The 19,561-nt window shown below is 41.6% G+C and carries 19 protein-coding genes and 1 pseudogene; 11 read left to right on the forward strand and 9 right to left on the reverse strand.

Annotated elements, in window-relative coordinates; genetic code table 11:
* Window positions 1–475: 475 nt before the first annotated feature.
* The 4 genes from thiD (at window position 476) to ANSO36C_RS11150 (ending at window position 3,491) form a co-directional block, all read left to right on the forward strand.
* Window positions 476–1,309: a bifunctional hydroxymethylpyrimidine kinase/phosphomethylpyrimidine kinase gene (gene thiD / locus ANSO36C_RS11135; RefSeq protein WP_251959586.1), complete on the forward strand. Its 834-nt coding sequence runs from the start codon at window positions 476–478 to the stop codon at window positions 1,307–1,309.
* A 210-nt stretch (window positions 1,310–1,519) separates the two neighbouring features.
* Window positions 1,520–2,128 (forward strand): hypothetical protein, encoded by a 609-nt coding sequence (locus ANSO36C_RS11140; RefSeq protein WP_251959587.1) that lies wholly within the window; start codon window positions 1,520–1,522, stop codon window positions 2,126–2,128.
* A gap of 351 nt (window positions 2,129–2,479) precedes the next feature.
* Window positions 2,480–2,818 (forward strand): P-II family nitrogen regulator, encoded by a 339-nt coding sequence (locus ANSO36C_RS11145; protein WP_012410794.1) that lies wholly within the window; start codon window positions 2,480–2,482, stop codon window positions 2,816–2,818.
* A 523-nt stretch (window positions 2,819–3,341) separates the two neighbouring features.
* On the forward strand, window positions 3,342–3,491 hold the full coding sequence (locus ANSO36C_RS11150; RefSeq protein ID WP_251959588.1) for a hypothetical protein: 150 nt from the start codon (window positions 3,342–3,344) through the stop codon (window positions 3,489–3,491).
* Window positions 3,492–3,531: 40 nt separating this feature from the next.
* On the opposite strand, the gene rdgB is transcribed toward ANSO36C_RS11150, so the two are convergent.
* The 5 genes and pseudogenes from rdgB to cysS all read right to left on the reverse strand — a co-directional run bounded on the left by rdgB (window position 3,532) and on the right by cysS (window position 10,499).
* A complete protein-coding gene (gene rdgB, locus ANSO36C_RS11155) occupies window positions 3,532–4,113 on the reverse strand; it encodes an RdgB/HAM1 family non-canonical purine NTP pyrophosphatase (protein WP_251960305.1) in 582 nt (193 codons plus the stop codon).
* A gap of 94 nt (window positions 4,114–4,207) precedes the next feature.
* Window positions 4,208–5,644 carry a phosphoglucomutase/phosphomannomutase family protein gene (locus tag ANSO36C_RS11160; protein WP_251959589.1) on the reverse strand — a complete coding sequence of 479 codons (1,437 nt, stop codon included), beginning with the start codon at window positions 5,642–5,644 and terminating at the stop codon, window positions 4,208–4,210.
* A 180-nt stretch (window positions 5,645–5,824) separates the two neighbouring features.
* Window positions 5,825–7,171, reverse strand: coding sequence for a TldD/PmbA family protein (locus tag ANSO36C_RS11165; protein WP_251959590.1), 1,347 nt, complete (start codon window positions 7,169–7,171; stop codon window positions 5,825–5,827).
* A gap of 326 nt (window positions 7,172–7,497) precedes the next feature.
* Window positions 7,498–8,937, reverse strand: coding sequence for a TldD/PmbA family protein (locus ANSO36C_RS11170; RefSeq protein WP_251959591.1), 1,440 nt, complete (start codon window positions 8,935–8,937; stop codon window positions 7,498–7,500).
* A gap of 115 nt (window positions 8,938–9,052) precedes the next feature.
* Window positions 9,053–10,499: pseudogene (cysS, locus tag ANSO36C_RS11175) on the reverse strand (cysteine--tRNA ligase).
* Between the two features lie 239 nt (window positions 10,500–10,738).
* On the opposite strand from cysS, the gene ANSO36C_RS11180 reads away from it, so the two are divergent.
* Entirely contained in the window at window positions 10,739–11,860 is a 1,122-nt protein-coding gene (locus ANSO36C_RS11180) for a CobW family GTP-binding protein (protein ID WP_251959592.1), read from the forward strand.
* A gap of 50 nt (window positions 11,861–11,910) precedes the next feature.
* Here ANSO36C_RS11180 and ANSO36C_RS33875 read toward each other — a convergent pair whose 3' ends face one another.
* Together ANSO36C_RS33875 and ANSO36C_RS11185 are read right to left on the reverse strand one after the other, a co-directional pair.
* On the reverse strand, window positions 11,911–12,033 hold the full coding sequence (locus ANSO36C_RS33875) for a hypothetical protein (protein WP_267145367.1): 123 nt from the start codon (window positions 12,031–12,033) through the stop codon (window positions 11,911–11,913).
* Window positions 12,034–12,040: 7 nt separating this feature from the next.
* Window positions 12,041–12,847 carry an Rpn family recombination-promoting nuclease/putative transposase gene (locus tag ANSO36C_RS11185; protein ID WP_251959593.1) on the reverse strand — a complete coding sequence of 269 codons (807 nt, stop codon included), beginning with the start codon at window positions 12,845–12,847 and terminating at the stop codon, window positions 12,041–12,043.
* 106 nt (window positions 12,848–12,953) lie between these two features.
* Here ANSO36C_RS11185 and dtd point away from each other — a divergent pair, with 106 nt between their 5' ends.
* The 4 genes from dtd to ANSO36C_RS11205 all read left to right on the forward strand — a co-directional run bounded on the left by dtd (window position 12,954) and on the right by ANSO36C_RS11205 (window position 16,354).
* A complete protein-coding gene (gene dtd / locus ANSO36C_RS11190) occupies window positions 12,954–13,406 on the forward strand; it encodes a D-aminoacyl-tRNA deacylase (protein ID WP_251959594.1) in 453 nt (150 codons plus the stop codon).
* A 104-nt stretch (window positions 13,407–13,510) separates the two neighbouring features.
* A complete protein-coding gene (gene psb28, locus ANSO36C_RS11195; RefSeq protein WP_251959595.1) occupies window positions 13,511–13,852 on the forward strand; it encodes a photosystem II reaction center protein Psb28 in 342 nt (113 codons plus the stop codon).
* Between the two features lie 95 nt (window positions 13,853–13,947).
* A complete protein-coding gene (locus ANSO36C_RS11200) occupies window positions 13,948–14,451 on the forward strand; it encodes a MogA/MoaB family molybdenum cofactor biosynthesis protein (RefSeq protein WP_251959596.1) in 504 nt (167 codons plus the stop codon).
* A 151-nt stretch (window positions 14,452–14,602) separates the two neighbouring features.
* Complete coding sequence (locus ANSO36C_RS11205) at window positions 14,603–16,354, forward strand: sensor domain-containing diguanylate cyclase (RefSeq protein ID WP_458368251.1); 1,752 nt, start codon at window positions 14,603–14,605, stop codon at window positions 16,352–16,354.
* A gap of 266 nt (window positions 16,355–16,620) precedes the next feature.
* Here the strand turns inward: ANSO36C_RS11205 and mraY are convergent, their stop codons facing one another.
* The gene (gene mraY / locus ANSO36C_RS11210; protein WP_251959598.1) at window positions 16,621–17,724 is read right to left on the reverse strand and encodes a phospho-N-acetylmuramoyl-pentapeptide-transferase; all 1,104 of its coding nucleotides are present in this window, start codon (window positions 17,722–17,724) and stop codon (window positions 16,621–16,623) included.
* Between the two features lie 80 nt (window positions 17,725–17,804).
* Window positions 17,805–18,038, reverse strand: a complete 234-nt coding sequence (locus ANSO36C_RS11215) for a DUF3134 domain-containing protein (protein ID WP_251960306.1) — start codon at window positions 18,036–18,038, stop codon at window positions 17,805–17,807.
* A gap of 243 nt (window positions 18,039–18,281) precedes the next feature.
* Between ANSO36C_RS11215 and ANSO36C_RS11220 the strand changes: the two genes are divergently transcribed.
* Both ANSO36C_RS11220 and ANSO36C_RS11225 read left to right on the forward strand, forming a co-directional pair.
* A complete protein-coding gene (locus ANSO36C_RS11220) occupies window positions 18,282–18,866 on the forward strand; it encodes a PAP/fibrillin family protein (protein ID WP_251959599.1) in 585 nt (194 codons plus the stop codon).
* A gap of 320 nt (window positions 18,867–19,186) precedes the next feature.
* On the forward strand, window positions 19,187–19,465 hold the full coding sequence (locus ANSO36C_RS11225) for a photosystem I reaction center subunit IV (protein ID WP_251959600.1): 279 nt from the start codon (window positions 19,187–19,189) through the stop codon (window positions 19,463–19,465).
* The last annotated feature ends 96 nt before the right edge of the window (window positions 19,466–19,561 follow it).

A 19,561-nucleotide genomic window follows, 5' to 3' on the forward strand; every position in this document is an offset into this window, starting at 1 on the left:
CTTGAGGGAACTAATGTAACAACTTAGTCGAACCTGCTCTAATCGCTGTAACTGAGCCTTGTGAACTTAATTAAAACTAACCTTTACAAATAGCACTTGATATCAGTGAATGCCCTGAATCTTGTAAGTTTTTTTACAACAAAATCAAAAACACTATGGAAGTGTCGTGGTAAAGTCCTGTTGATTTCTAGAGTGACATGGGGATAGAAAGCCCTTTGTGCAAGGATTTGATGAAGTCTCTCTAAATATTTTTAAAGAAGCTATGTCTTCTCTGCGAGACGCTACACTTAGCTTGCTTAAGGTAGAGCAATTCACGCCGGAATCTTGGAGATAGTTTGCTTTGATATAGGAATCGTATTTGATTTTTGAAATTATCTGCGTAGGCGGGGAGTAGGGAATTAGGCTTTTCAGTCTCAGTATGTTTTCAGAAATCAAATCGGAGTCCTATAGTACTAACTTATTAATCTTCATAAATATGAACACTGAAATAAACTCCCGAATACCTGTTGCTTTAACCATTGCTGGTTCAGATAGCGGTGGCGGTGCAGGAATTCAAGCTGATTTACGCACCTTTGCTTTTCACTGTGTCCACGGTACTAGCGCTATAACCTGCGTCACGGCACAAAACACTCTAGAAGTAAGGAGAGTTGATGCCATGCCAACAGAGGCTGTTGTGGCGCAAATTCAGGCAGTAGTTGAGGATATTGGCGTACAAGCTGCCAAAACGGGAATGTTGCTCAATCAAGAAATTATTTTTGCTGTTGCCCAGCAAGTTGAAGCTTTACAAATCGAGAATTTAGTCGTTGATCCGGTAATGGTGTCACGTAGGGGGGCGCAATTGATTGATGATGATGCTGTAAAGACTCTGTGCCATGATCTAATTCCTAAGGCGGTTATAATCACGCCTAATCGCTACGAAGCCCAGATTTTGAGTGGTTTACAAATTAATTCCTTGGAGGATATGCAAGCTGCTGCTGAAATTATTCACAAGACTTTAAGAACGAAAGCTGTTTTAGTCAAGGGCGGAGGTATGCAGGGGAATTTGCGTGGTGTTGATATCTGGTTTGATGGGAACAAGTTGGAAGTTTTGACTTGCCAGCAAGTAGAAACAAAAAATACCCACGGTACTGGTTGTACACTATCGGCTGCGATCGCTGCTAATCTGGCTAAGGGAAAAGACTTGTGGCAGGCAGTGCAACAGGCAAAAGACTATGTTACTACTGCACTCAGTTACGCCCTGGATATTGGCGAAGGGCAAGGCCCTGTGGGGCATTTCTTCCCATTGTGGCGGCTGGGAAATGGGGACTAGGGAAAAGTTTTCTTAGTACCCAATTCCCAATACAACTCTTGGAGAGGCTGTGCCAACGACTTTGCTCAGTACAAATGCTCTACACCCAAATAATAAATTTTTGCCCTTTGGATATTTTTCTATTATTCTTGGGCATAGTTTCAGGGGTGACTATCTCTGTTAGCATCTCTGTACGATCTAATTACCTTGATTTTTAATACCAAGCCCCTGATGCGAACAACCATAGGTTCTGTTCACAGTAATTCGTCAGCACCGACTACTCAAGCCTATCCTCCCTCTGTACCACTATCTGTATACAGGGAATTGTCAACAGAGTTGCAAGCAGCACAGGTGAGGCTAAATGCACTCACCACCCAAAATCAGCAACTAGCACAAGAAAATCAACTATTACGTCAAGAAATTACTAAAGTCGTTGAGTCTTTTTCTCACTTGCAAAATTTTGTAGATTCCCAGGCTACATTTAATTATCATCAAGCTACCCAAGCTACTAGCGAGGTTAGAGTTACCGCCAAACAACCAGTCACACAAGCGCGTCCACGTCAGCAGGTTTCTCGTTCACATCCATCCGTTGTACCCAAAACCCCACCCGAAAAAAGCCGCCGTCAAGGCTTTTCTACGCCTGCAATGGAAATGAATTTCTCAATACCAGAACCAGTTTTTATAGAAGAGCAACAAGTAAGTTATTATTCCACTACTGAGCCAGACGCTAAGGGAATCAATGGCTGGTGGTTAATTATCACCATCTTGTTAATCATGCTGACTGCCTTTAGTGCTGGATATTTCGTTGTGCGTCCCTTGTTTGAACATCAGAAACGTTAATTGACACTCCCACAGTAAGCTTTCCATCTACCGTGCAATTTATTTGTCTGCAATCACTCTCTAAATATCCGAATAAATCTGCTAAATGGCGGAGTTTATCTATTTTTAGGTTATAAAAGCTACATAAAATGCTAAATTGACAGCAAGTTCTTTATGTTAAAACCTCAAAGATGAGCAAATTAATAAATCCTTGCTGGTTATCAGGTTCCAAACTCTCAAGCAAAGTATTAACATTTTAAAAAAGTGGCAACTATTACATATCTTTTAGGAAAAGCACTGCTAGTTACAGCTTCAGACTGCGGATCTGGTTAGATATATAAACGAAGCTAGTAGAAGTCAGGAGTTAAGAAAATGAAAAAAGTAGAAGCTATTATCCGCCCATTTAAGCTAGATGAGGTGAAAATCGCTTTAGTTAACGCTGGTATTGTTGGTATGACTGTTTCTGAAGTTCGGGGCTTCGGACGCCAGAAAGGTCAAACTGAACGGTATCGTGGTTCTGAGTACACCGTTGAGTTTCTGCAAAAACTCAAAGTGGAAATCGTAGTTGACGACAATCAGGTTGATATGGTGGTAGACAAAATTATTGCTGCTGCCCGCACTGGCGAAATCGGCGATGGTAAAATTTTCATCTCGCCTGTTGAGCAAGTGATTCGGATTCGTACTGGCGAAAAGAACACAGAAGCAGTTTAAAAAAGTTATTAGCTAAAAGTTATGAGTTGTAAGTCAGGACTAATGAATGAAGATTTAGCAGAATTCAAAAATCCTAACAGACGCGATTAATCGCGTCTCTACTCTTAACTTTTCTACAGACGCGATTAATCGCGTCTCTTAATTCTCTCCAGTTGCGGAAGTAAAGCTTTGACACTCCCCGCCCTAAAGGGAACGGGGATTCTTGAATCAATGAGATCACTTAACTTAGAGTCCTTGCGTCATCTAAGTCAGAGGTGAGGCTCTCCTCAAGCGTTACTTCGGGTATGCCCTACCCTAGTTGCAAAAAGTACAAGTCCTGTTTAATTTGAAACAAAAATGCTTCAAAATTCTGAGTCGTCTAGCTCCTATGAATCTTTTACCTACTGCTAGGAAGAAACTAGAACAATGCAGTAGAACCGCATAGATTCAATTGTCAAGGTTCAGGTTGCCGTTAGACAATTGGGTTTTTATACAGGTTGAATACCGTTCCTGTTAAAATTATTGTAGCACTAAAAAGACTACAATGAACCGAGAAAAAATACTAAGAGTTCGGCTATCTGAAGAAGAATGGGCGAGGTTAGAAATATACGCCGAGTCAAAACAGCATACGATTTCAGAGGTAATTCGTGACTACATCAAGAGACTACCAAGGCAGGATAAATCCTGCTGTTAGCTTTCATCCCTTGTCTAAAGCCCTTGAAGATGTGTCCGACTCAGGAGGACACATCTTCAAGGGCTTTCAGCATTTTCCCTGTAAAAGCTTTGCCTCGATGACTAATTGACCTTTTTAACTCCCGTGTCATTTCAGCAAAGGTCAATTGCAATTCTTGCACATAAAAAATTGGATCGTAGCCAAAACCACCATCACCACGAGGTGCGTGGAGAATTTCGCCGCGACAAATACCTTCAGATTCTAATACGATCGCACCATCAGGACGAGCGATCGCTACTGCACAAACAAATTGGGCTTGCCGATTTTTCTCGTTGCCTAATTCCCTCAATATTCTCGCAATGCGTTCTGAGTCGGTTGTGGCATAACGTGCAGAATATACCCCTGGTGCGCCATTTAGGGCATCTACTTGCAAGCCAGAATCATCAGCAATTGCCCAGTTTCCTGTAGCTTTAGCAATTTGTGAGGCTTTCAGACAAGCGTTAGCCGCAAAAGTTTCGCCCGTCTCTTCAATTTCCAATTCTTCAGGTTTGAGGGTTAATTCCCAACCAGAATTTTCCAGGTAAGCTTGCATTTCCCGCAACTTACCTGGATTTCCTGTAGCTACTACGAGTAATTTGGTCATTATTAATTGGTCATTGGTCATTGGTCATTGGTCATTAGTCATTGGTCATTTACCAAAGACAAAGGACAAATGACTAATGACTAAATAATAAATTTTACTCTGCCCAGTGTTTCGCCCAAGCAAGAGTTTGATGCACTTGCTCAATTGTCGGGGCTTCGCAGTATAGTCGTAAAACTGGCTCAGTACCGCTAAACCGAATCATTAACCAGCTTTTATCGGCAAGGCGATATTTGTAGCCGTCAATTGTTTGGCAATCAATCACCGCTTTACCTGCAATTTCTGTTAGGGGTTGGGTTTGCAGTTGTTGCAAAAGACGCGATCGCACTTCCATACTTGCTAAGGGTAAATCAATGCGATCGTAAGCTGAGGTAAACCCTGTTTCTTTCTGCAAGTAGCGATAATAATCACCTAAATCTAAACCAGATTCGACGATCGCTTCTAAAACATACAATGCTGACAGCAGTGCATCACGTTCGGGAATATGACTTCCATAGCCAATTCCTCCCGATTCTTCACCACCCAGCAACACTTTTGCTGCTAACATTCTGTCAGCAATGTATTTATAACCAACTGCTGTCTCAAATACTGATAGGTTATGTAGTGCTGCCACAAGGGGCATCAAGTCGGAACCACTTACAGTTTTGACTATTTCTCCAGTAAAGCCGCGCCGCAGGGTTAAGTGGTCGATTAATATGGGGATTAAGACTTGGGAACTTAGGAAGTTGGCTTCTCCATCTACTGCTGCAATACGATCGCAGTCGCCATCAAATACCAACCCCACCGTTAAACTTGATTTATCTGTTTCTCGGTGGGTTTTGATAACTTCAAATAGCTTTGAAAGGTATTTAGGTAAGGGTTCCGGCGCACCGCCACCAAATAGGGGATCGCGTTCTGAGTTGATTTCTTTGACTTGATTGCCTAGTAGTCTCGCCAATCCACCAGCCGCCGCGCCATGCATGACATCGGCAAATAATGTCACTTTGCCTGATGCGATCGCTTCTCGAATTTTGACAATATCAACTTTACCTTCTAACGCTTGGGTATAACTAGGCCAAGGATCGAATTTTTCTTGCTTGCCTGGGGTAGCTGCTAGTGGTACTCCAACTGACAACTGCGCTTCGATCTCTTTTGTGACTTCTTCCGGCACCGAACCACCAAAACAACCCTTGACTTTTAATCCCAAATATTTGCCAGGATTATGGCTAGCTGTAATTACCAGCGCCCCTAAAGCATTGAGTTGTTTTGCTGCCCAACTATAAGCTGGGGTTGGGGCATAGCTTTCGCTCAGTAGTACGTCAAAGCCGACGGCAGCGACAGTATCGGCAACAGCACGAGCAAAATCTTCAGCCATAAATCGGCGATCGTAACCGACAATTATTGTCCGGCTACCTACCGTAGAAAAATATGTATCATATAATACTTTTGCGGCAACTGGCGCGACTAGGGCTAGGCGTTCAAAGGTAAACTCTTCACCAATAACGCCCCGCCAGCCGTCTGTACCAAACTTGATTGAGTTAGCTACAACTGGCATCTAGGTATCCTAACTGTCTACTTGAGGATTCTAGCATTTATACAGTGTGCAGAGTAAAAAAAGAATCTAGTAAAAATATGTACTATTTAATTAAGGATTTTTGGTACTAAATTTTAGGCTTGTAGAGACGCGTTAACGCGTCTCTACCAAGAATTTTGGGCTTAACTGAACGGTATTAGATTATAGGGTGTATGTAAAATCTTCCACTAGCATACCAGGAACTAAACTACCTCCTAGTTGACGACTATCATAAGTACCTACTTCGGGTATAAAATCCTGGAAATTAGTCAAATCTATGAGGTTTTCTCCCCAGAAACGGTAGAGACTTTCATCAAAACGCAAGTTTTCAATGGGAGCAATAATTTCTCCGTTTTCTACCCAAAAACAAGCATAACGGGTCATACCTGTGACTCTACCAGTGTGGCGATCGCTCCAATTCAAGTAATGCAGATTTGATAGATATAATCCTTTATCTAAACTCGGAAGAATCTGCTCAAATCCTAAATTTCCCGGACTGATTTCTGGCGCTCTTAAAGTCTCTGAACCATTAGCGCCATTGGCAGGTTTTTTATATTCTTTAGCAGTCCGAGAATTTACTAAAGTATTTATCAAATGTCCTTTTTCTATTATGGGTAACTCCGGTGCTGCTATTTCTCCCAATTCATTAAATCGTGGTACTAATCCCCGTTGAAAGTTTTCTTTCAAACTAAATGCGGGTGATAGTTGTTTTTCTTTACGCCATAGAGCAGCTAAAGAGCTATTTCCTTGTTGAATATCAGCTTCGCTTACAGATCCCCAAGAAAGCATCAATAATAAATCTGCAACAGCAGCCGGAGCAAAATAAGTTCTGTACTGTCCCCGTGGTAATTCTTTTGCTGGGTGAGCGAGCAATTCTAATTGCTTTTTAGCTTCGCTTATTTTGGCTATATATATAGATTTATCCCAATCACTGCCTGCAAATGTACCCTTAACGGCTTGTCCAGATGTGGAAAATAGAGAGTAATCTAAGGTAAAATACTCTGTAGCAAACCAGTGTTTTTTACCGCTAGAATCACCATAAGCTTTAATTACCACTCCCCCGGCATATATTCCTGTAAAATCCAATTCAGCAACCAGTTCTAGCACAGTTGGTACTACTGCTTCTGCCGCCAATAAATTCCCAGAATGTATTTCTCGGCTGGTATTATTTCCTGATGGCAAAACTAGATATGGATCGATGGGTAGTAGAATAATTTCGTCACGTAGTTCTTGCAAAGCAGTATACGCTAACTCCCAATCTACCTGCCAATTTCCAGTAAAGGGAAACTGCCGAACACTGTTGCGCTGTTCTTTCATCAAAGTCAGTTCGATCCAACCATCAGTGACACAACCAGTCTGGCGCACTTTCGCATGATTAAAACGAGTAAATTGACTTATTTCACTGCTGAGTCTCACAGTGAATTGTTCATTTTCTAATTTTTTGAGTAACAGACTTTCAATCAGTCGATTAAAGCTGACTTCTAACGCAGATAATTCCTCAACTTTCATAGATATTAAATATTAATAGGGAATAAGGAAGGGTAAATACGGTTCAGTTAAGGCTAAAATCCTTTTTTTAACGAACCGCAAAGGACGCAAAGGACACAAAGGAAGAGAAGCTTAACTGAACTGTATTGGAATAAGGGGAGGAGAAAGTTAGGACTTAGAAGAATTTTTGTAAGTAGCTAGGCGTAAAAATTAAAGTTTGTAATAAGGACTTTAGTCCTGATAATCCTTTTTCTGAGTGATGAATTGCTAACTACAAGCTAGGATTTTATGTTTAATTATACCTACCTACTTAATTCAAAGCTTTTAACTCCTAGCTGTGTGCTTTTTCAAGTTCCTCCACCAAAAACTTCGACATTCGCAAATACACAAACAGGTGAACCGTGTCCTACCGAAATGGCCTGATTTGGTTCTCCTTTACCACAATAAGGAGTACCATACATTTGCCAGTTTGTAGCATCTCCGACTTTAATTAAACTATGCCAAAACTCTGGTGTTGTGGCGCGATAGTTAGGATTACGAAGGGTTTTGGTAAGTTTGCCATTTTCAATTAATTTGGCGTACTCACAACCAAATTGGAATTTGTAGCGGCGATCGTCTATTGACCAAGAACGGTTAGATTCCATATAAACGCCGTTTTCTATCCCGCCAATAATGTCTTCAAAAGTGCCATTTAAAGGCTCTAAATTCAAGTTTGCCATGCGATCGATCGCTGGTCGATTCCATGAGGAAGCACGGGCACAGGCAACTCCTGCTACACCTGCTCTGGCTTGACTCTCTAGACTGCCTAAACCCCGTTGCAGTATACCTTCTTTAACCAAATATTCCTTTGTTGCGACAGTACCCGTATCATCAAAGCCATAGCTGGCATATTCACCAGGCACGGTGGGATCAAAGGTAATGTTCATCAATGGCGAACCATAAGCTAGGTTGCCAAAATCGCTTTTATTAACGAAGCTGCCCCCAGCATAGTTACGCTCATCTCCCAAAATTCGGTCAATTTCTAGGGGATGTCCGACACTTTCATGGATTTGTAGCATCATCTGATCTGGGGCTAAAACTAAATTGGTACGCGTGGTTGGACATTCCTCTGCTGTCAAGAGTTCTACTGCTTGTTCGCCAATTTGCCGCACCCGATGCCATAAGTTTTCTTGTTTTAATAGTTCGAGTCCGCCTTGATAACAGTTTGCTTGCGAACCGTTGTTGCTGCGCTGTTGGACAATTTTTCCATCTTGGGCAGTAGCTCCGTAATTAGTGCCTATAGATAGTATTTTTTGATAAACTTCTGAGCCGTTGCTGCTAACAAACCAAGATTCTCTCTCAGTGGTACTGGCACTAGCGATGGTTTGGACAATTTTGTCGTCAACTTTCAACGTTTGGCAAATACGAACCAGTAAATCGTTAATTTCTCCCGGACTTAGAGCATCTAATGGCTCAAGAAATAGAGATTTATATTCACCAACGACTTTCGGGCGCTCACTTTCACGGAAGGGATGTATCCACCATTCACTTGCAGCTAGTGCCTGTTTATATGCTGTTTGGGCAGCTGCTTCTAAGGCAGAAAGTTCCAGAGAGTTAGTAGCTGCATAACCCAGACAGCCGTTGACCAAAACTTCCAGCATTGCTCCGACAGTGAAGGATTTGCCGTTTAGTTGAGGTAAAGCGTCACGGACTAAACGGGTAGTAGAAGTTTCTTTAACGGCTCTAATACCAATCCAATCAGCAGGAATATCGAAACTAGCGATCGCTTTTTTAAGTTCAGACCACATAATTTAGGGAATTGGGTAATGGGCATTGGGTATTGGGCATTGGGTATTGGGCATGGGGCATTGGGCATGGGGCATGGGAAGAATTCAATTCTTAGTCCCTAGCCCCCAGTCTCCTCTAATTACGATGCCAGCGTGTGCCATCACGGCTATCAATTAGCGTAATACCTTCTGCTTGAAGTTCGTCACGAATGGCGATCGCTTTCAGCAAAATTCTTGGCTTTACGCGCTTCTTGCCTTTGCTGAATTTTTGCCTCAATTTCCGCATCGCTTAAACCATTATTCGTGTGAGTTTCTGCTTCTATCTCAGCTTCCAAACCTAAAACTCCAGCCAACGTGACGAGTGTTTGCCATTGACGCTGTAACTCATCAGGGGAAGTTTCGGTTTTCCCTTCATGCACAATAATATTTCCCTCACGGCGCAGTTCTTTGGCTAATTCAAACAGCACTGTTAACCCACCAGGAAAATTAAAGTCGTTATTTACAGTTTCTTGAAAGCGTTCAACAGTTTCAGGAAGTAGTGAAGCAGTTCCTGATCCCCAACCTAGTTGTTTACCGTATTGGTAGCCGAAAAGTAAACCTTCTTTAATTGTGTGCCAACCGTTGGTTGCTGCGGCGATCGCTTCGTCGGTAAAATCAATTGGTGTGCGATATTGAGCAGTCAGTACGAAGAACCGCACTGCCATCGGGTCAACTCCTCGATCCAGTAAGTCTCGAATAGTGGTAAAATTGCCCAAAGATTTGGACATTTTTTCACCATCTACTTTTACCATGCCGTTATGTAACCAGTAACGCGCCAGAGGTTTTCCGGTAACAGCTTCAGATTGGGCAATTTCGTTTTCATGGTGAGGAAAAATTAAATCAGCACCACCAGCATGAATATCGATGGTATCACCCAGGCGATCGCGTACCATTGCCGAGCATTCTATATGCCACCCCGGACGACCTGCCCCCCAAGGTGATTCCCAAGCAGGTTCTCCCGCTCTTGCCGCCTTCCATAAAGCAAAATCAAAGGGATCTTTCTTTTTCTGATATTCTGGATCATCTACATTGACGCGCTCGCTTTTCCCTGCTTGCATATCTTCTAACCTGCGTCCCGAAAGCTTACCATACTCAGAAAACTTTCGTACTGCATAATACACATCACCGTCAGCAGGGTAGGCAAAACCTTTATTTTCTAACTCATGAATTAATCGCTGAATGCCGTTAATCGTATGTGTGGCGCGTGGATATTCATCAGCTTCTTTGATTCCTAGCCGCGCCATATCCTCAAAATATGCTTTGATGAAGCGATCGGCTACAGCTTCCATTGAGGAATGTTCAGCACAGGCTCGATTGAGAATCTTGTCATCAATATCGGTAAAATTTTGGATATATCGGACTTCATAACCGATAAACTGGAGGTATCGGCGTACTACGTCCCAAACGATGCAAGCTCTGGCATGACCCAAATGGCAGTAGTCGTACACCGTCACCCCGCAGTAATACATCTTAACCTTGCCTGCAACGAGAGTTTCAAACGGTTCTTGACGACGGGTGAGGGTATTGTAAAGGGTTAGGGTCATAACAGAGTAATGCGGAAATAAGGAGATACGTAATAATAGGGTAAAGCAGCTGGAATGACAGTCCAGCATCCCTATGCTAGTACGTCACGGTGGAAATCAACATACTATTGGACAAAATCTCGAAAGCCCAAAAATCAAGGGTTTTTGACTTTTAACTTTTAACTTCCGCCTTGCGGCGCTAGTGTTTTCTGGACTATCTGCGCTACATTACTATTTTTTGACTATTTGATAACAGCGCTATGCAATCAGCAGTTACACCCGAATCTTCGGCAATGGATACACCCAAACAAGGAATGCCAGTAACAATTATTACAGGTTTCCTCGGTAGTGGCAAGACGACTTTACTTAATCATATCCTCAACAACCAACAGGGGTTAAAAACCGCTGTTCTCGTCAATGAATTTGGTGAAATTGGCATCGACAACGAGCTAATTGTTTCCACTGGTGAGAACATGGTGGAACTAAACAATGGTTGTATCTGCTGCACTATTAATAATGATTTAGTGGATGCAGTTTACAAAGTTTTAGAACGCCAAGAAAATCTAAATTATTTAGTAGTGGAAACAACTGGATTAGCAGATCCGCTACCAGTAGCTTTAACATTTTTGGGCACAGAATTGCGGGATTTAACCCGCTTAGATTCGATTATTACTGTGGTAGATGCGGCCAATTACAGCCTAGATTTATTTAATTCGGAGGCAGCATACAGCCAGATTGCTTATGGTGATGTAATTGTGCTGAATAAAGCTGATTTGGTTGATGAAGCCACTTTAAACGAGTTAGAAGGAAAAATTAACGAAGTTAAGGAAGGAGCAAGAATTATTCGCGCTACGCGATCGCAAGTGCCACTTCCGTTGATTCTCAGTGTTGGTCTGTTTGAGTCTGATAAATATTTTGACACAGTGATTGATGAACATGACCATCATGATCATGAACACGATCATCACGACCACGATGATCACGATCACTCAAAATGCGGTCACGATCATCACGAACATGACCATGAGCATCACGACCATCACCATCATTCTGACCATTTAGAAAATGATGGTTTTACTTCCATCTCTTTCCAAAGTGACAAGCCTTTTTCTATTAGGAAGTTTCAGTATTTCTTAGATAACCAACTACCCTCAAATATCTTCCGAGCAAAGGGGATTATGTGGTTTGATGAAAGTCCGAAGCGTCATATTTTCCACCTTTGCGGTAAACGCTTTACGTTGGATGATGATGAATGGCAAGGTCAACTGAAAAATCAACTAGTGCTGATTGGTCAAAATTTAGATCGTGAGGCTTTAATTTCTCAACTTGAAAACTGCATTTGTCTACCTTCAAAATCTCGCGGTAAAGGCTTTGGCAAATAAAAGTTAGAAGTTAGAGACGCGATTAATCGCGTCTGTACAAAAGTTAGGAGTTAGGAGTTTAATATTCGTACTCGTTCCCAGGTTCCACCTGGGAATGCATTTTTAATGGCTCCGCCATCGATTTTGAGCAATAAAAATGAGAGAATAGCGTAGGCGTAGCCCGTTGTAGACATCGCTTTCTCACTCACCTGGATTACCAGTTTCTTCACTTGCCAACTGCTGTACCTGTTCCAGAGATAACCCTGTCACTCTTGCCACTATTTCTACTGAGATTCCCTCTTTGAGCGAATTTATTGCTACACGCCGCACTTCTTCAGCACGACCTTCAGCACGACCTTCAGCTAAACCTTCAGCTAAACCTTCAGCAAGGATAGCTTGATAAGTTACCGATTCCTGCATAAGTTCCCTCCGCAGCAATTGTTGAATTATCTCTTTCTCTAATACTAGCCCAGCCAGAATGAACGCTGAGGCTGCAATATTGTTCTGGATACGTTGATCAGCAATTTCTGAAATCTCCTGAGCAACTTGCTGTAAAGTAGCAGTGCGGTTATTTGTTTGACTTAACACCGCAAATGGTAATAACCCTGGATGCTCCAAAAATACACTTGTTGGTTGCTCCCAAAGGCGAATTACCTCGAACCTATGAAAAGTTTCTTCCAAAGTGAATGTGGTTTGCTGCACAAATTCTGAATTTGTTTGTTGCAGATAAATCACTACCTGACGCATTCGCTTATTCTTGAAGCGGCGATACACTCGCAACCAATAATCCACCATCCGAAAGGGAATATCAGCTTTCGGTTGGGTTTGGAATTCCAAATGCAGCACAACTTCATAAGATTGGAGCAATATCAGCGCATCGGCGCGGATTGGTTCAAGAGAAAGTTCAGAAGGGCTTAATTCAGTCAGGGTGATAGATTCTCCTAACAGCCAAGTGGCAAAATCACTGGAGAAAGTTTCAGCAAGGAACTTACAAACGTTATCGAACATTAAGAGATTTTATCAGGTGGTAAGCGCTCATTGTTTCTATATTTAGTTTGCGGTTTAAGAATGCAATCGCTCTAAGATTGAAACGTTGATGAACCTTTAGATTAAAATGCGCGTTATCATCCAGCGAGTCAAATCATCTCAAGTTACAGTTAATGGTGAAATTGTCGGCAAAATTGGACGGGGGCTAAATTTGCTCGTAGGCATAGCCAATACCGACACTAATGTTGAAATCGACTGGATGGTGTGTAAGTGCCTAGAACTGAGGCTGTTTCCTGACGATGAAGGAGACGATCGCTGGCAAAAATCTGTACAAGAAATTGGCGGCGAGTTATTAGTAGTCAGTCAATTTACCCTTTATGGTGACTGTCGTAAAGGTCGCCGTCCTTCTTTTGACCGTTCAGCTACTCCCCAATTAGCAGTAGATTTGTATGATCGTTTTGTTACCAAATTAAGAGCTAGCGGCTTGCAAGTAGAAACAGGTCAATTTGGCGCAATGATGCAAGTTACGATTGAAAACGATAGTCCTGTAACTTTGTTACTTGAAAAAGAAGTAATCTAAGTAGATACACTAAAAAAATGAATAACAGTAGCCTCTAGACCGTGGTGTTCTAATTGATGAGAGAATATTAAATTAACCATCATAAAAGTTTAAATTCACTAATCATGGCGAAAATCCAGTTTTCTAGAGGTCTTGACGAAGAAGTAACTCCAGATGTGCGCTTGACGCGATCGCGCACTGGCGACAGTGGTACAGCGACCTTTATTTTTACGAATCCGAAGATTTTAGATCAAGGTAGCACCGAAGATATTACCGGGATGTACTTGATTGACGAAGAAGGCGAAATAATTACTCGTGAAGTTAAAGCTAAATTTATCAACGGTAAACCAGAAGAATTAGAAGCACTTTACGTTATGAAATCTGCCCAAGAATGGGAGCGCTTTATGCGCTTCATGGAGCGGTACGCTGAAGAAAACGATCTGGGACTGAGTAAAAATGAGGCGTAGGGCTTAGGGAATTGGGCATCGGGCATTGGTAATTATTGTCATGCCCAATGCGCCATTCCCCATTATATATATGATCAAAAATTTATGGCTGACCTATGACATCGCAACCCCACCCAGATAGCTTTAAAATTACAGTAAATTGTGCTGTGGTTACTGTCAGCGATACACGCACTTTTGAAACAGACAAAAGTGGGCAGCTAATTCAGCAGTTACTCCTTGGCGCTAACCATGCTGTAAAAGCTTACATAATTATTAAGGATGAAGCAACACAAATTCAAGAGCAGATCGAAAATCTGGGTAAAAGCTCAAAGTTGGATGCTGTAATTTTCAGTGGTGGTACAGGTATTGCACCAAGAGATACGACTTATGATGCCATTGAGAAGTTACTGGAGAAAACCTTACCGGGATTTGGTGAGTTATTTCGTTTTTTAAGTTATCAAGAAATTGGTTCGCGGGCGATCGCTTCTCGCGCTGTTGCTGGTGTTTATGAAGATAAGTTAATCTTTTCGCTTCCTGGTTCTAGTAATGCTGTGCGATTGGCGATGGAAAAACTAATTTTACCCGAACTGACTCACTTGGTAAGTCAAGTTTGTTTGTAAGGGGGTGAAATGAGCAGTTTTTCAGAAAGTTACCACGATAAATTTAGCTAAAACAAATATATCAGGCACTAAAATCATCCTTTCTATCCTTACATCTTGAGGCTACCCAGAATTATACTGAAACGAATATAAGGTTAATATCAGGTTAATGATGCAGCCTCTTCACTGGAATTGCATAATAGCTCATGGCATCACTGCATTTTCCTACTTTGGGATTCCTATAATAATAGGAGTTTTTTTTACAAAAACTAGGGCAACTATCCCTTCTAAGTTTAGGCTAGCCTTTTTCTTATCAGGTGGATTCATACTATTTTGCGGATTTCATCACCTTTTGGCAGTCTTTGAGCCACATTCGGCAGTGTCGCTGTTGCATTTAGCTGTACTCGACTTAACAGCGTTGATTTCATTATCTGCATTACTCTACCTAATGCCGACTGCTTATCAAATTTTAGAAGCGATCGCCATATCTCAACAAAATACCCGCGAACTTCAACGCAGCCAGCAAATGCAACGGCTATTCCTAGATAAGGGCCCCTTTGGAGCTTATATCAAAGATGAGCAATCTAGGGTGCTTTACTACAACCAGGAGCTACAATCTAGGTTTTTGGTAGATGCAGAAAAATGGTTGGGTAAAAGAGATAGTGAATTCTTGCCAGATCCAGAAGAGGGGCGGCGGGTAATGGAAAACGATCAAATCGTTTTAAAGACTCTACAACCCTTAAAGCTGATTGAAGAGGTAAAGATACCTGGTAATGATCAGCCGTGCTACTGGCTATCGTTTAAGTTTCCGTTTAGCGATGGTGCAACGGGCGATCGCCGCATTGGTGGGATCAGTATTGATATTACAGAATCTATAGAAGCACAGCGATCGCTCACTGAGCTAAATCGGCAGCTAGCAGAAAAAGCACTGGAATTAGAGCAAAAAAAACAGGAACTTATATATCTGTCAGATATGGCGGATATGCTTTATTCTTGCGAGTCTGAAGATGAGGTGTATCAAGTAGTTGCTTTAACCTGTTCCAAGCTGTTTCCTAATATGAGTGGTTGTCTCTGTATAATTTCTAATTCCAAGAATTATGTTCAGATGAATAGTTATTGGGGAGATGGAAAAACCACTAAAGAAATATTTTCACAATCTGAGTGTTGGGCATTGCGGAGAGATAAACTCAACCTTTTATCGCCTCGTAACTCAGGACTGGTATGCAACCACTTAATACACCCTGTTAGTGGCGCACATTTGTGTATTCCCTTGTTTGGAGAAGGCGAAATAGTGGGAATTTTATACATCTATTCGCTTGAAGAAATCAGTCCAGAAGAACAACAAATTGCTGAGATTGTTGCTAGAACATTAGGCTTTACACTGAATAATATATCAATAAAACAACGTCTAACCTATGATAGTTTGCGGGATGGGATGACCCAACTATTCAATCAAAGCTATATGGAAACTATAACAGAACAAAGGCTGGCCGAAGCTGACCGTTCGGGAGAATCTGTTAGTATTATTTTTCTTGATATCGATAACTTCAAATCTTACAACTCGCGCTATGGGCATGTAACTGCCAACATTGTTATTAAGGGATTAGCAAAGCTGCTGTTAACATCTATTCGCTCCTTTGACATTGCTTGCAGATGGGGTGGTGAAGAATTTGTGATTTTGATGCCTAATATAACACTGGAAAATCTCAGGAAGCGAGTAGAAGAAATAAGGTTAGATGTTGAAAAAATGCAATTGAGAGACGGCGATCAGATCCTCGAAGGCATCACCGCTTCTTTTGGAATAGCTGTATCAGAACCAGGGATTACAGTTAAAAATTTGTTGAATCGGGCAAATCAAGCGATGCTTGAAGCAAAGCGAACAGGAAAGAATCGGGTTAGGGAGTATGTAAATACCTGTAATTAATTCTTTTTTCAAATTGGTATGATTTCTGAATTATATTTTGATAATTTCTCTTAAGTAAATGGGCGTAAATAAATATAATATGTTCTGTCATTGCGAGTAAAGCGAAGCAATCCCAGAGACTTTGCGATTGCTTCGCTTCTCTACGAGACGCTTCGCGAACACCCGCAATAACATCTTATATTTAATCATGCCTACCTACTTATAAAAAAACAACTCCCTGAAGATGTGGGAGTTGTCTTTTTGTATTCGAGTAGTTTTTAAAACATTTAGAATGGAGCCATCGCTAAACAAATAGTAGCTAAAATAGCAGCGATTATATAAAACACTCCAACCACTTGTAATTCTGACCAGCCAGTAAGTTCCAAATGATGATGTAAAGGTGCCATTTTGAACAAGCGTTTGCCTTTGCCATCGGGGCCCTTCGTGGCTTTGTAATAACTTACCTGTGCCATCACCGAAATGGTTTCTACAAAAAAGATACCACTGAGAATAAACAGAGCCACTAAGGTGTTTGTCAATAACGCTACAGCAGCTAAAGCTCCTCCCAGCGCTAAAGAACCAGTATCTCCCATAAAAACACGAGCTGGATTACGGTTATGTACTAAGAAACCCAAGCACCCGCCACTTAAAGCAGCACAGAAAACCATCAATCCTGGCGCTGTTGGGGCGATTAACGCACCTAATGCCAAAAGTGCGATCGCTACTGTTCCTGCTGCCAAGCCATCAATACCATCTGTTAAATTAGTTGCATTACTTTCTGCAACTAGTACAAAACCAGCTAAAGGCCAAAATAAGAACCCTAATGGTAGCGTGAAGCTAACCCAAGGCAAAGCAATATTTGTAATATTAGAAGGTTGATTAAACATCAGCCATAGACAAAACAAAGCTGCAAAACTCACCTGCAAAGCTAGTTTTGTTCCGGGAGATATACCTTTATTTGATTTACGGCGCAGAATTTGCCAATCGTCAAGCCAGCCAACCAACCCGTAGCTGATTGTCAAAGCCGAAACTGCAAGCACCTCTGTAGAAAAATTAGCCAATATACAAGCAAGCAGCACAGATACTGGTATAAAAAATATACCGCCCATTGTGGGAGTGCCTGCCTTTTTTAGATGGGCTTGGGGGCCATCTTCACGAATTATTTGTCCAGTTTTGAGTGCTTGAAGTAGAGGTATTACCCAATGCCCTACTACACCCGAACCCATAGCACACAGAAGTAGTGGCAGGGTTAACGACATACTTTGCCAGGGTAGCCTATTGGCCATAGAATCCAACAAAAATGCCGTTGTACCTAGCCCTACGGCTAATAAAGAGGCTAAAGCGATTCCAGAAATATTTAATCCTTGCTCAGGAGATAATTTAGCGTCCACAGAAGTTTCCCTTCACTCCACACTTAATAAAATTGAATACCAGGAACTAGGGATACTACCAAGTCCCTAACCTGAAAAGGCTAATCCTCAGCGATTCCTATTTCATCATCATCGAGGTCGTAGCCAATTCCATCTTCAACACCCATTAGGGAGTCTATTCCTTCTTCGTCATCTTGAAAATCCGGTTCGTGAACGTCACGCGCGATGATCCTACCATTGGTTTGTAACCAATCCAACAAAGAAGACTTTGGTTTTAAGGGGATGACATCGGCTCGTTGGTTACGGGGTTCTTCACGTAATGGAGAATTCAACATATCGAGTGAGGACAAGAAAAGGTTTACGTAAGTTGACATTTAGAGTCTATCACTTGACACGGATTAATTTAGTTATCTTTTCAATGCTTCAGTTGATAAATCCGTATTCAGATAGAAATTTTTTATTTAATAGCCATAAGGCTTAGGTCAAGTGATTCTTAGTAATTTTTATGGCTCTACATATATGTCATAAATATCTTGTTTATCCTGAAGAAAAGTGAATAATTTTTGAGGTGACAGGCGATGATGGGAAAAGCGGCTCTTATGGATGCGATCGCTGGTACAAATCGCGGTTTACTGGCGACCCCAGTACAAAAACAGGCTATCTTAGCAGCGATCGCCAATTTAGAAGACTTTAATCCTACACCTCGTCCGGTAGAAGCTGGTAATTTGCTAGATGGCAATTGGCGATTACTATACACCACTAGCAAAGCTCTTTTAAACTTAGATCGTCTACCTTTGTGCAAACTGGGTCAAATCTATCAGTGTATCCGAGTAGAGACTACCAGAGTTTACAACATAGCTGAGATTTATGGCTTACCTTATTTAGAAGGATTAGTCAGCGTTGCTGCTAAATTTGAGCCAGTTTCAGATCGGCGTGTCCAAGTAAAATTTGAGCGTTCTATTATCGGCTTACAACGTTTAATAGAATACAATTCTCCGGTAACTTTTATCCAACAAATTGAAGCAGGTAAAAAATTTCCGGCGATTGATTTTGCTGTAAACAGTGATAACCAGCAAGGTTGGTTAGATATCACTTATATAGATAACGATCTACGGGTCGGCAGAGGTAACGAGGGAAGTGTGTTTGTCTTAACTAAAACATAAGCTTCTACAAAATAACCGCTTGCGAACGAAGGTACGCTATAACGTGTGCCTTGTCAAGTAGGCTATAATACCGTTTTTTGAGGAGCAGAGGGAATAGAGGGAGCAGGAGAAGCAGAGGGAGAAGAATTAATAACCAATGCCCCATGCCCCATGCCCCATGCCCAATGCCCAATGCCCAATGCCCAATGCCCAATGCCCAATGCCCAATGCCCAATTCAGACAAATAACTTAACAAAGACTCTTGCTGCTACCTTCAGGTTGTAGAGTGAAATCAATTAGCCCTCTAGATTGGCGATTGATAACTAAAAGGGAAAATAATCATGGTTCAACGTGGTTCTAAAGTACGTATTCTCCGCCCTGAATCCTACTGGTTTCAGGATCTAGGAACTGTGGCTTCCATTGACCAAAGCGGCATCAAATACCCAGTAATTGTCCGTTTTGAAAAGGTCAATTACTCTGGTATCAATACCAACAACTTTGCTCAAGATGAATTAGTAGAGGTTGAAGCACCAAAGGCTAAACCAGCTAAAAATAAGCAGCAAAGCTACAAGGGGTTGTTTGATACGATGATGAAGGGAAGTCTTAAGTATGAAGTCTGAAGTATAAAACTTTCAGTTTATTCATGCCTTTTCCTAACCTACCCTAATCTACGAGAAGCAGCCCTGCGGGTATTTACGGTTTCTTTTGGGTAGTAT

The sequence above is a fragment of the Nostoc cf. commune SO-36 genome (assembly GCF_023734775.1).
Taxonomy (GTDB): Bacteria; Cyanobacteriota; Cyanobacteriia; order Cyanobacteriales; family Nostocaceae; genus Nostoc; species Nostoc commune_A.

What these genes read in the sequence shown, in the direction of transcription:
- ANSO36C_RS11215 (WP_251960306.1), bottom strand. Translation starts at nt 18,038, where the DNA reads ATGTTGAATTCTCCATTACGTGAAGAACCCCGTAACCAACGAGCCGAT.
- ANSO36C_RS11225 (WP_251959600.1), top strand. Translation starts at nt 19,187, where the DNA reads ATGGTTCAACGTGGTTCTAAAGTACGTATTCTCCGCCCTGAATCCTAC.
- ANSO36C_RS11200 (WP_251959596.1), top strand. Translation starts at nt 13,948, where the DNA reads ATGACATCGCAACCCCACCCAGATAGCTTTAAAATTACAGTAAATTGT.
- rdgB (WP_251960305.1), bottom strand. Translation starts at nt 4,113, where the DNA reads ATGACCAAATTACTCGTAGTAGCTACAGGAAATCCAGGTAAGTTGCGG.
- ANSO36C_RS11150 (WP_251959588.1), top strand. Translation starts at nt 3,342, where the DNA reads ATGAACCGAGAAAAAATACTAAGAGTTCGGCTATCTGAAGAAGAATGG.
- ANSO36C_RS11170 (WP_251959591.1), bottom strand. Translation starts at nt 8,937, where the DNA reads ATGTGGTCTGAACTTAAAAAAGCGATCGCTAGTTTCGATATTCCTGCT.
- ANSO36C_RS11180 (WP_251959592.1), top strand. Translation starts at nt 10,739, where the DNA reads ATGCAATCAGCAGTTACACCCGAATCTTCGGCAATGGATACACCCAAA.
- ANSO36C_RS11145 (WP_012410794.1), top strand. Translation starts at nt 2,480, where the DNA reads ATGAAAAAAGTAGAAGCTATTATCCGCCCATTTAAGCTAGATGAGGTG.
- ANSO36C_RS11165 (WP_251959590.1), bottom strand. Translation starts at nt 7,171, where the DNA reads ATGAAAGTTGAGGAATTATCTGCGTTAGAAGTCAGCTTTAATCGACTG.
- ANSO36C_RS11185 (WP_251959593.1), bottom strand. Translation starts at nt 12,847, where the DNA reads ATGTTCGATAACGTTTGTAAGTTCCTTGCTGAAACTTTCTCCAGTGAT.
- ANSO36C_RS33875 (WP_267145367.1), bottom strand. Translation starts at nt 12,033, where the DNA reads ATGTCTACAACGGGCTACGCCTACGCTATTCTCTCATTTTTATTGCTC.
- ANSO36C_RS11160 (WP_251959589.1), bottom strand. Translation starts at nt 5,644, where the DNA reads ATGCCAGTTGTAGCTAACTCAATCAAGTTTGGTACAGACGGCTGGCGG.
- ANSO36C_RS11220 (WP_251959599.1), top strand. Translation starts at nt 18,282, where the DNA reads ATGATGGGAAAAGCGGCTCTTATGGATGCGATCGCTGGTACAAATCGC.
- thiD (WP_251959586.1), top strand. Translation starts at nt 476, where the DNA reads ATGAACACTGAAATAAACTCCCGAATACCTGTTGCTTTAACCATTGCT.
- psb28 (WP_251959595.1), top strand. Translation starts at nt 13,511, where the DNA reads ATGGCGAAAATCCAGTTTTCTAGAGGTCTTGACGAAGAAGTAACTCCA.
- dtd (WP_251959594.1), top strand. Translation starts at nt 12,954, where the DNA reads ATGCGCGTTATCATCCAGCGAGTCAAATCATCTCAAGTTACAGTTAAT.
- ANSO36C_RS11205 (WP_458368251.1), top strand. Translation starts at nt 14,603, where the DNA reads ATGCAGCCTCTTCACTGGAATTGCATAATAGCTCATGGCATCACTGCA.
- ANSO36C_RS11140 (WP_251959587.1), top strand. Translation starts at nt 1,520, where the DNA reads ATGCGAACAACCATAGGTTCTGTTCACAGTAATTCGTCAGCACCGACT.